The organism is Roseomonas rosulenta, assembly GCF_016106005.1.
Classification (GTDB): Bacteria; Pseudomonadota; Alphaproteobacteria; order Acetobacterales; family Acetobacteraceae; genus Neoroseomonas; species Neoroseomonas rosulenta.
In genome coordinates this window covers 1-8078 of record NZ_JACADR010000209.1, presented here as the reverse complement: position 1 = coordinate 8078, position 8078 = coordinate 1, and the positions used below count along the sequence as shown (strand labels likewise).

6 protein-coding genes are annotated in these 8078 nt (G+C 71.3%); 2 read left to right on the top strand and 4 right to left on the bottom strand.

Annotation, left to right across the window (positions count from 1 at the left end):
* A partial coding sequence (locus HW578_RS19605) for an ABC transporter substrate-binding protein (RefSeq protein ID WP_198372402.1) occupies positions 1-1542 on the top strand: 1542 nt, incomplete at its 5' end.
* 24 nt (positions 1543-1566) lie between these two features.
* On the opposite strand, the gene HW578_RS19600 is transcribed toward HW578_RS19605, so the two are convergent.
* The 4 genes from HW578_RS19600 to HW578_RS19585 form a co-directional block, all read right to left on the bottom strand.
* Positions 1567-2715 (bottom strand): epoxide hydrolase family protein, encoded by a 1149-nt coding sequence (locus HW578_RS19600; RefSeq protein WP_198372401.1) that lies wholly within the window; start codon positions 2713-2715, stop codon positions 1567-1569.
* Positions 2716-2764: 49 nt separating this feature from the next.
* The gene (locus HW578_RS19595; protein ID WP_198372400.1) at positions 2765-3610 is read right to left on the bottom strand and encodes an EipB family protein; all 846 of its coding nucleotides are present in this window, start codon (positions 3608-3610) and stop codon (positions 2765-2767) included.
* 33 nt (positions 3611-3643) lie between these two features.
* Complete coding sequence (gene aspS, locus HW578_RS19590; protein WP_198372399.1) at positions 3644-5446, bottom strand: aspartate--tRNA ligase; 1803 nt, start codon at positions 5444-5446, stop codon at positions 3644-3646.
* 243 nt (positions 5447-5689) lie between these two features.
* Positions 5690-6640, bottom strand: a complete 951-nt coding sequence (locus HW578_RS19585; RefSeq protein WP_198372398.1) for an aldo/keto reductase — start codon at positions 6638-6640, stop codon at positions 5690-5692.
* A 149-nt stretch (positions 6641-6789) separates the two neighbouring features.
* Here HW578_RS19585 and rnd point away from each other — a divergent pair, with 149 nt between their 5' ends.
* Entirely contained in the window at positions 6790-7977 is a 1188-nt protein-coding gene (gene rnd / locus HW578_RS19580) for a ribonuclease D (RefSeq protein WP_198372397.1), read from the top strand.
* Positions 7978-8078 lie beyond the last annotated feature (101 nt).

Genomic DNA, 8078 nt, shown 5'->3' with positions numbered 1-8078 from the left:
GCCGCCGCCGCGACGGCCCGGCCCGCCACCGCGCAGCCCGCCCGCGCGCGGACGCTGCGCTTCATGCCGCAGGCGGCGCTCGCGGCGCTCGACCCGATCTTCAACCCGACCACCATCGTCACGACGCACGGCTTCTGCGTCTTCGACACGCTCTATGGCGCCGACAGTGCGCTGCGGCCACGCCCGCAGATGGCACAGGGCCACGATGTCTCGCCTGATGGGCTGACCTGGACCATCAGGCTGCGCGATGGCCTCGCCTTCCATGACGGCGAGCCGGTCCGCGCGCGCGACTGCGTCGCCTCGATCCGCCGCTGGGCGGTGCGCGACGGCTTCGGCCAGGTGATGATGGGCGCGGTCGCCGAGATCGGGGCCACCGACGACCGCACCATCACCTTCCGCCTGCGCCGCCCCTTCCCCGCGCTGCTCGATGCGCTCGCGAAGCCCGCCTCCTCGCCCTGCTTCATCATGCCGCAGCGGCTGGCGGACACGCCCGCCGACCGCGCGATCACCGAGATGGTGGGCTCCGGTCCCTGGCGCTTCCTGGCCGACGAGTTCGTCCAGGGCGCACGCGCCGCCTATGCCCGCAACGAGCGCTACGTGCCGCGCGACGAGCCCGCCGAGGCCGCCGCCGGGGGCAAGCGCGTGCATTTCGACCGGCTCGAGCTGGTCTGGATCCCGGATGGCGGCACCGCGGTCGCGGCGCTGCGCACCGGCGAGATCGACTGGATCGAATACCCGCTGCCCGACCTGGTGCCGGTGCTGAGCCGCGAGCGCGGCGTCACCACGCAGGTCTACGATCCGAACGGCTTCCTCGGCTTCCTGCGCTTCAACCACCTGCATCCGCCGTTCAACGACGTGCGCGTGCGCCGCGCCATCCGCGACGTGATCGTGCAGCCCGACTTCATGTCCGCGGTGGCGCTGGAAGGGGACTGGCGCGAATGCCACGCCATGTTCCCCTGCGGCCTTGCGAATGTCGTCGAGTTCCCGCCCGCGCAGCGCGGCGCCGGCGCCATGGACCGCGCCCGCGCGGCGCTGCGGGACGCCGGCTACAACGGTGAGCCGATCGTGCACGTGAACCCGACCGACTTCGCCGCGGTGACCATGCAGGGCCGCGTCGCCGCCGACCTGATGCGGCGCCTCGGTGTCAACATCCAGCTCGTGGAAAGCGACTGGGCGACCACCATCGCGCGGCGCGCCAACCGCAACCCGCCGGCGCAGGGCGGGTGGAACCTGCACAACACCAACTTCCCCGCCGCCGGCATCGCCAACCCGGCCTTCTCGCCCATCATCCGCATGCATGGGGATCGCGCCTGGTTCGGCTGGCCGACCGATGCCGGCGTGGAGGAGCAGGTCCAGGCCTGGATCGATGCGCCGACGCCCGAGGCGCAGGCGCAGGCGATGCGGCGCGTGCAGGACCTGGCATGGGAGGCGGTGCCCTTCGCGCCGACCGGCCTGTTCCGCCTGCGCACGGCCTTCCGCAGCGACCTGTCGGGGGTGCTGCAGGGGCCGAACCCCTTCGTGTGGAACCTCAGGCGGGGATGACGCGCGACGCGGTCGTTCAGCCGCCTACCGCAGCGGACGGAAGAACGCGCGGATTTCCTCCGCGAGCGGCCCGGGCTGCTCCAGCGCGGCGAAATGGCCGCCGCGCGGCATGACCGACCAGCGGCGGATATCCGTGTAGGTGCGCGTCGCCAGCGAGCGCGGCGGCCGCAGGATCTCGCGCGGGAACTGGCAGTAGCCCGTCGGCACATCGACCGTCCCCGGGATCGGCCAGGGGCCGTGCATGCGCGCGAAATAGGGGTGGAAGGACGCGCCGATGCAGCCGGTGAACCAGTAGAGCGCGATATTCGCGAGCATGCGGTCGCGGTCGATCGCACTGTCCGGCGTGCCGTCGTTGTCGGTCCATTGGCGGAACTTCTCGACGATCCAGGCGGCGAGGCCGGCGGGGCTGTCGGTCAACCCATAGGCCAGGGTCTGCGGCCGCGTGCCCTGGATCCACTGGTAGCCGGTCTCCTCCCTGAGGAACTCGGTCAGCTCACCGAGGTAGCGGCGTTCCTCCTCGGTCGGGTCCACCAGCATCGGCGGGTCGCGGCGCACGGCGAGCAGGTTGATGTGGATGCCCACGAGCTTGTCGGCATGCGCCGCGCCCAGGCGCGAGGAGACGAAGGCTCCCCAGTCCCCGCCCTGCGCGGCGAAGCGGCGGTAGCCCAGCACCTCGGTCATCAGCGCCGCAAGGCAATCGGCGATCGCCTCGATGCCGAAGCGCGACTGGCCCGGGCGGAAGGACAGGCCGTATCCGGGCAGCGACGGCGCGACGACGGTGAAGGCATCCGCCGCATCGCCGCCGAAGCGCAAGGGCTGCGTCAGGCGGGGGATCAGGTCGAGGAACTCGAAGACCGAGCCGGGCCAGCCATGCGAGAGCAGCAGCGGCATCGGCGCCGGCCCTTCGCCAGGCACGTGCAGGAAATGCAGGTCGATCCCGTCCAGGGGAACGGTGAACTGCGGGAAGGCGTTCAGCGCCGCTTCCTGCGCGCGCCAGTCGAAGCGGTCGCGCCACTGGTCGAGCAGGCCGCGCAGGTAGGCGAGGTCGGTGCCATAGGTCCAGGGCGGCTCCGGCGCCTGGTCCGGAAATCGCGTGCGGGCCAGGCGGTCGCGAAGGTCGGCCAGCGCGGCATCGGGAACCTGGAGGGTGAAGGGCTGGGGGATCGGCGCCACGCGAAACTCCTCCGCTGCGCTGGGGTTGCTCTGGCCCGTGCGCCGCGCCTCAGCACCCGCCCGGCACGTCCTCCAGCTTCACCATCCGCCCTTCCACCACGAACTCGCGGAAGTCCATCATCAGCTGGTCGGCGATGCCGTTCTCCCAGTAGCGCATCGAGACCTCATAGGACGGCGTGGTCGCGCCGCCGCCCTGCTGCTGCGCGTCGCGGTCGAAGAAGGCGATGCGCATGCGCACGGAGCCGAGCGGCGAGAGTGCGGGGAAGCCCTCCACCTCGCGCGGCGCGTCCCAGGCGGAGAGCACCGTCGTGGTGTCCTGCGCGCCATCCTCCGAGGTGCCGTCGAACAGCGGCCCGACCACCAGGCGCTGGCCCGCGCGCGCGGCGTTCAGCGTCAGGAGGGTGTGGTGATTGGGCAGCATGGTGCCGGGCGGCAGGCGCTCCTCGCGCGCGGCGGGCTCGGTGTAGCGCACGAGGCCCGTGCCATCGGCGGCGATCTCGGCCTCGCCGGCGATGCGCGCGGTGACCGCGCCCTGCGTCATCTGCGTGAGCGTGAAGCGCAGGCGCCGCCCGTCCTTGCTTTCATAGGTGGAGTAGTCCGACGCCGTCTCGACCTCGGTCCCGTCGCGGTCGGTGAGCGTGAGGGAGAAGCGCTGGCGCGTCGCCCAGCCGTCGCAGGCGTCGATCACCTCGTAGCCCATCGCCCCCTCGGCGCGGGCGATGTTGCCCGGCTCGCGCGCCTGCGCGAGCGTGAGGCGATAGGCCGCGCGATGCGCCGCGAGGTGGCGTGCCTCGATCTGCTGACCTTGCGGCACGGGCACCGCGGCCGGCGCCTGCGCCTGCGCCAATGGCGCGGCGAGAAGTGCCACAAGGGCAGTCACCAAGCTCAGCCGCATCGCGGTCTCCTCGGGCAGGGCAGGACCATCAACTTAGGGAGTCTTCGGCCCTGCCGCACCCTTTGCCGGCGGCAGATCCAGCCTGATGTGCAGTTCCTTCAGCCGCGCGGGGGGCACCGGGGCGGGGGCCTGCATCATCAGGTCCTCGCCCTGCTGGTTCAGCGGGAAGAGGATGACCTCGCGGATATTGGGCTCGTCCGCCAGCAGCATGACGATGCGGTCGATGCCCGGAGCGGAGCCGCCATGCGGCGGGGCGCCGTAGCGGAAGGCGTTGAGCATGCCGCCGAAGCGGTCCTCGACATCCTGGGCGGTGTAGCCGGCGATCTCGAAGGCGCGGATCATGATCTCGGGGCGGTGGTTGCGGATCGCGCCGCTGGACAGCTCCACGCCGTTGCACACGATGTCGTACTGGAACGCCTTGATGTCCAAGGGGTCCATCGTGTTCAGCGCCTCGAGCCCCCCCTGCGGCATGCTGAAGGGGTTGTGGCTGAAGTCGATCTGCTTGGTGTCCTCGTTCAGCTCGTACATCGGGAAGTCGACGATCCAGCAGAAGCGGAACTCGTTGGTGGCGATGAGGTCGAGCTCCTCGCCGAGGCGCGTGCGCACCTTGCCGGAGAATTTCGACGCCTCGTCCTTCTTGCCGGCGGCGAAGAAGACGGCATCACCCGCGTTGAGCCCGCAGGCGGCGCGGATGGCCTCGACGCGGTCTGCTTCCAGGTTCTTCGCGATCGGCCCCTTGGCGCCATCGGCGGCGAACTGGATGTAGCCGAGGCCGCCTGCGCCCTCGGCGCGCGCCCAGTCGTTCAGCTTGTCGAAGAAGCCGCGCGGCTTGTCGGCCGCACCGGGAGCGGGGATGGCCCGCACCACGCCGCCGGCCGCCGCGATCTTGGCGAACAGCCCGAAGCCCGACCCCGCGAAGTGCGCGGTGACGTCTGTGATCTTCAGCGGGTTGCGCAGGTCCGGCTTGTCGGAGCCATAGACCAGCATCGCCTCGTCATACGGAATGCGCGGGAAGGGCGCGCCGAACACCTTCCGCTCGCCGGCGAATTCCTCGAAGACGCCGGCGATCACCGGCTCGATCGCGGCAAACACGTCCTCCTGCGTGACGAAGCTCATCTCGAAGTCGAGCTGGTAGAACTCGCCTGGCGAACGGTCGGCGCGCGAGGCCTCGTCGCGGAAGCAGGGGGCGATCTGGAAGTAGCGGTCGAAGCCCGCGACCATCGCCAGCTGCTTGAACTGCTGGGGCGCCTGCGGCAGCGCGTAGAACTTGCCGGGGTGGTTGCGGGCGGGCACCAGGAAGTCGCGCGCGCCCTCGGGGCTGCTGGCCGTCAGGATCGGCGTCTGGAACTCGGTGAAGCCCTGCTCGATCATGCGGCGGCGGATCGAGGCGATGACGCCCGCGCGCAGCATGATGTTGCGGTGCTGGCGCTCCCGCCGCAGGTCGAGGAAGCGGTAGCGCAGGCGCAGCTCCTCGGGGAAGTCCTGCTCGCCCGCAACCTGGATGGGCAGTTGCTCGGCCGCGGACTGGATCGTGACCTCGCGCACGCGGATCTCGACCTCGCCGGTCGGCAGCTTCGGGTTCACCGTGCCGGGTTCGCGCAGCACCACCTCCCCGGTGATGGTGACCACGCTCTCGGGGCGTGTTTCCTCGAGCGTCGCCAGCAGGGGCGACCCCGCCGCCACGACGCATTGCGTCATGCCGTAATGGTCGCGCAGGTCCACGAACAGCAGCCCGCCATGGTCGCGCTTGCGGTGCACCCAGCCGGACAGGCGCACCGTGGCGCCGGCATCGGAGGCGCGGAGCGCGCCGCAGGTATGGGTGCGGTAGGCGTGCATGTTCTGGCAACCGTGGTCTGGAAGGGAAGGCCGCGCAGAGGGACCGAGAGGGCCGGGGCTGTCAAGCGCGCGCCCCACTCGGATCGGCGCTGGCAGCTTTCGGACAAATTCCTCGCTGCCGGTGGCGGGAGTCGAGGTGGCGGGATCGGGACGGGCCGGGCGGGCTATCTCCATGAACAGAGGATATCGGAAATCTTTCCTATTCTCAAGACGCTTCTCCGTGGAAACGGCAGCGCCAAGGTGTCACGCGCTGGCGGCGTCGAGCTCCGCCATGTCCTCCGCGCCCAGCGCCACCTCCGCCGCCTGCGCGAGTTCCGCCAGCTGTTCCGGGCTGGTCGCGCTCGCGATCGGCGCCGTGATGCCCGGCCGCGCCAGCTGCCAGGCCAGCGCCACCGCCGCCGGGCCGATGCCGCGCCGCGCCGCCACCGCATCCAGCGCCGCCAGCACGCCCATGCCCTTGGGCGTCATGTGCTTCGCCACGCTGCGCGGCCCGCGCACGGATTTCGCGAGGTCGCCCTCGCCCCGGTACTTGCCGGTCAGGAAGCCCGAGGCCAGCGCGGAATAGGTGATCACCCCGACCTGCTCCGCCCGGCACAGCGGCAGCAGGTCCGCCTCGATGCCACGGTCCATGAGATTGTAGACCGGCTGGTGGCTCTCGAAGCGCGGCAGGCCCTGCGCCGAGCTCAGGTCCAGCGCCGCCTTCAGCCGTGCCGCCGTGTAGTTGGACGACCCGATCGCCCGCACCTTCCCCGCCTCGATCAGCCGCTGGAAGGCACCGAGCGTGTCGGCCAGCGGGGTCGCCTCGTCGTCCTTGTGCGCCTGGTACAGGTCGATGCGCTCGATCCCGAGCCGCTTCAGCGAGGCCTCGCAGGCGGTCGCGATCCAGGCCGGGGACAGCCCCTTCCCCTGCCCAGGGATCTCCATGCCACACTTGGTCAGGATCAGGACGCGGTCCCGAACGCCCGGGCGCGCCTTCAGCCACGCGCCGATCGCGCTTTCAGATTCACCGCCGGCGTGGCCAGGCACCCAGGTGGAATAGACATCCGCCGTGTCGATCGCGACCAGGCCACGCTCGACGCAGTCATCGAGCAGCCTGAACGACATGGCCTGGTCCGCCGTCCAGCCGAAGACATTGCCGCCGAAGATCACCGGCGGGACCGACAACCCCGACCGGCCGAGCGCGCGCATCTGCATGGGAAAGCCCTCCGTTTTAGCGGGCCAGGATGCGCCGCGCCCAGCCAGCCCGCCAGCCCCGCCCGTGCCCCGGGCGTGCCCCGGGCGCGCCCCGGCGTCCGTCCCGCGCCGCTTTCCCTCGGCCGCCCCGGGGTCTAGAAGCGAAGGGCATGAGTCGCCGCCCCGCTGCCGCCGTCGAACCCACCCCCGTCCTGATCACAGAGACCGATGCCCTGGCCGCGCTCTGCACGCGCCTGCGCCAGGAAGCCTTCGTCACGGTCGACACCGAGTTCATGCGCGAGCGCACCTATTGGCCGGAGCTCTGCCTGGTGCAGCTCGCCGGCGAGAACGAGGTGGCCGAGGTCGATGCGCTCGCCCCGGGCCTCGACCTCGCCCCGCTCGGCGAATTGCTCGCCGACCCGGCGGTGATGAAGGTGTTCCACGCCGCGCGGCAGGATGTGGAGATCTTCCTGCTGAAGTTCGGCGCGGTGCCGACGCCGATCTTCGACACGCAGATCGCCGCCATGGTCGCGGGCTATGGCGACCAGGTGTCGTATGACGGGTTGTGCCGGTCGCTGGCCGGCGTGCAGATCGACAAGGCGCACCGCTTCTCCGACTGGTCGGCGCGCCCGCTCTCCGCCGCGCAGCTCGCCTATGCCGCGGCGGACGTGACCCACCTGCGGCGCATCTACACCGCGCTTGATGCCAAGCTGCGGCGCGAGGGGCGGCTCGCCTGGGTGGCCGAGGAAATGGGCGCGCTGGCCGATCCCGCGACCTATCTCCAGGACCCCGAGAGCGCCTGGGAAAGGCTGCGCCCACGCACCACCAACCGCCGCTTCCTGGGCGTGCTGCAGGCGGTCGCGGCCTGGCGCGAACGCGAGGCGCAGCGCATCAACATCCCCCGCCAGCGCCTCGTGAAGGACGAGACGCTGCTCGAGATCGCCGCCACCACGCCCGAGACGGCGGCCGACCTGGCGCGGGCGCGCGGCATCTCGGAGGGTTTCGCCAAGGGCCGTTCGGGCGCGGGGCTGCTGGCCGCGGTCAAGGCCGGGCGCGAACTGCCCGACGAGGCCCTGCCGGAAGCACCCAAGGACCGCGCCGGACCGCCGGCCTCCCCCGCCCTGGTGGCGCTGCTGAAGGTGCTGTTGGCGGCCAAGAGCGAGGAGCACGACGTCGCCCCGCGCCTGCTGGCCAGTGGCGACGACCTCGACCGCCTGGCCTCGGGCGACGGCGCCGAAGTGCCCGCGCTGCACGGCTGGCGCCGCGAGGTGTTCGGCGAGGCGGCGCTGGCGCTCAAGGGCGGGCGGCTGGCGCTGGGGGTGGACGGGAAGCGGGTGAAGTTGATCCCGGCTGGGTGAGGGCAGCGCGGGGAGGGCTCTGCCCTCCCCGGACCCCACCCGCCAAAGGCCTAAAGGCCTCTGGACACCAAATACTGATCGGGGAATTCGGGGAGGGGCAT